The organism is Colwellia sp. 5_MG-2023 (assembly GCF_030547795.1).
Lineage (GTDB): Bacteria > Pseudomonadota > Gammaproteobacteria > Enterobacterales > Alteromonadaceae > Colwellia.
In genome coordinates this window covers 1-2,913 of sequence record NZ_JAUOPW010000055.1, presented here as the reverse complement: position 1 = coordinate 2,913, position 2,913 = coordinate 1, and the positions used below count along the sequence as shown (strand labels likewise).

General features: G+C 33.3%; 3 protein-coding genes. 1 reads left to right on the top strand and 2 read right to left on the bottom strand.

Annotated elements, in window-relative coordinates:
* Window positions 1–534: 534 nt before the first annotated feature.
* On the bottom strand, window positions 535–1,329 hold the full coding sequence (locus Q4496_RS17825; RefSeq protein WP_303610962.1) for a helix-turn-helix domain-containing protein: 795 nt from the start codon (window positions 1,327–1,329) through the stop codon (window positions 535–537).
* Between the two features lie 89 nt (window positions 1,330–1,418).
* Here Q4496_RS17825 and Q4496_RS17820 point away from each other — a divergent pair, with 89 nt between their 5' ends.
* A complete protein-coding gene (locus Q4496_RS17820; RefSeq protein ID WP_303610961.1) occupies window positions 1,419–2,222 on the top strand; it encodes a sulfite exporter TauE/SafE family protein in 804 nt (267 codons plus the stop codon).
* A gap of 165 nt (window positions 2,223–2,387) precedes the next feature.
* Here the strand turns inward: Q4496_RS17820 and Q4496_RS17815 are convergent, their stop codons facing one another.
* Window positions 2,388–2,594, bottom strand: coding sequence for a tyrosine-type recombinase/integrase (locus Q4496_RS17815; protein WP_303610963.1), 207 nt, complete (start codon window positions 2,592–2,594; stop codon window positions 2,388–2,390).
* Window positions 2,595–2,913: the final 319 nt, after the last annotated feature.

The following is a 2,913-nucleotide window of genomic DNA, read 5'->3' as shown; positions in this document are numbered from 1 at the left end:
CCGACTTAGCTCAGTTGGTAGAGCAACTGACTTGTAATCAGTAGGTCGCCAGTTCGACTCCGGCAGTCGGCACCATTCATTCAAGCCCTAACTTCGGTTGGGGCTTTTTTGTATCTATCGATTGGTTAAATTCTTAATCAATAGGAACAAAATACACCCTGTTTTGAATAAACCCTATTAGGGTACATTGGGTATTAGGGTAATTCCATCAGAATACACAGGTTTATTAAGTGTTTTCTACGGGATATAAGGATTTAATCCGTTGCTTAGGGTAAATGGTTTGAAGTACAACTCACTAAAACTGCGGGTGAATTTTATTAGGGTAAATTAGTTGATGGTGTAAATATCCGAACTGGGTATTAGCACCAGTTATAGCCGTTGGTTTATACTGCAATTGATTAAAATTTAACAATGAATAGCAGATAAAAAACAGATAAATTATTATCAAACTAGTTCGGTGTATTAAAGATTAAGTAATTTTATATTAAAGTTAGTTTAATAAATGACTGTCGGTTATTCTGCTATAAAATTGAGTTACCAATTTCGTTTGTTCTCTCGATAAAAACTTGGTGTTATTCCTGTTTTAGTTCTAAACATATGAATAAAAGATGATGGTGATTCATAACCAAGGTGTAGGGATATACTGGTAATTGATTTACCAAGTGATAATTGAGTAATTGCTATTTGAATATTTAAACGCTGTCGCCATTCGCTATAACTTAATCCAGTTTCTTTTTTAAATAATCTTGATAAGGTTCTAGCAGAAGCTCCAACAATGTTCCCCCATTCACCTAAGGTATTATTGTTTTCAGGTGATGCTTGTATTTCTCTTAACAGAGTAATTAAGCGATGATCTTTAGGATAAGGAAGTTGGAATATTTCGTTAGGTGCCAGAGTTAACCTATCTAATATTAAATATAACAATCGACCATCCGTGCTATTCCATTGATAATCACTTTTAATATTATTTGCTTCTTTTATTAGTGCTTTTAAAAAATCATTAACGTTTAAAACACAACATTCATCAGGTAGAGCATCAAGTAAAGTAACATCAAAATAGAAGCTGGTTAACTGAACATCACTGATCGCAGTAACCTCATGTTCAACTTCAGGTAATAGCCATACACCTTGTTCAGGAGGCACAATATATCGGTTTAAAGGTGTCGAAACAGCTAATACACCTGAATGCGCATAAACAAACTGACCCCAACTATGCTTGTGCTTAATTACAACTGAATTCATTGTTATAGCTCGGCTTACAACTGTTATCGGGTTGTTTAATTCTTGCTCGCTTTCTTTTGATGGAGCTATCGCTATTAATTCTGGCATATTTTCAATATTGATTGTCGATTAGTCGATATGTTATCACTTACCTTTTTATATACAATTTTCTTTTTTAAACTATTAAGGATTTGTAAATGATAGGAATTGAGTGGGTATTATTTTTTTTATTATTAGGTTCAATTGTTGGATTTATAGCTGGATTACTTGGTGTGGGTGGCGGTGGCATTATGGTGCCAGTACTAACATTCATATTTTTACAGCAGGGTATTCATACTGATACGGTAATGCATTTAGCATTAGGTACTTCAATGGCATCTATTATCATTACATCCTTTTCAAGCTTACTCGCACATCAAAAGCACAATGCAATAAATTGGAGAATAGTAAAATTAATGTCAATAGGGGTGATAGTTGGTACTTTTTCTTCTACGTTTTTAGCTTCACACTTAAGTTCGTTCTATTTAGCCCTATTCTTTACAGTATTCATGAGCTACATAGCCGTAAAAATGTTAATTAAAAAACAAACTGACCATGTAGTTAATGATATCAATAACAATAATTTACTCTTTGTATCTACAGGTATTGGCGCGATATCAGCACTAGTTTCAATTGGTGGTGGTTCTTTAACTGTTCCTTACCTTACTTCAAAGAATATAGATATTAAAAAGGCAATTGCCACATCAGCAGCGATAGGATTACCTATATCTGTAGCTGGGACATTAGGGTACTTAATTAACGGATGGAATAGTGATTTTGATTATAACTATTCATATGGATTTGTTTACTTACCTGCGGTTTTTCTTATCTCGATTACAAGCTTTATAGCAGCTCCGTATGGAGCGAAATTAGTGCAACATTTACCAATAAATATATTGAAAAAGATCTTTGCATTTTTACTCATTTCATTAAGTTTAAAAATGCTACTATCAATAATCTAATCCCCTTGATTAGGCAGTTTATTGAATAACAGATAAATCAGACAACATTCTTCATATCTACCTTAACTTATTAACCATTAATAATTTTCTATTAAACTAAGTTAAGGTAAGGTAATTACTGTCTGCTTTATCTGGTTCTGAAATAATCCTTTTTAAAATAAGAAATCAATCATTAAACCGATCTATCAATGCTCTCATTTTCTCAGCAACCTTATTTTGCTCTAGGTGTGCATAACGCATGGTAGTTGCGATATTTGAATGTCCTAAAATATGTGCTGTTTCCTGAACCGTCATACCATTTTGCACTAATCTACTAGCACACGTATGGCGAAAATCATGAACACGAAAATCTTCAATACCGGCATTTTTAATTGCTCGATAATGTATTCATTTATGAAACAAATAATAAAGTAGTACCTGAAGTCATTGTTAGCTGGAAGCCAACTGTCTATTTGAGAACGAATTCTCTGAAATAAAGAGAGTTTGGTCTTAATTTTAACGAGTTAATATATCAGCTATTATTGTAATTTAAGTTATTATTCATGTAGTTAATCCGCATAAACAGTGACGTTATACACGCCAAGTAGCGGCCTTGTAATCAGTAGGTCGCCAGTTCGACTCCGGCAGTCGGCACCATTCATAATGAAGCCTCAACAGCAATGTTGAGGCTTTTTTATTTCTATTAAAAACT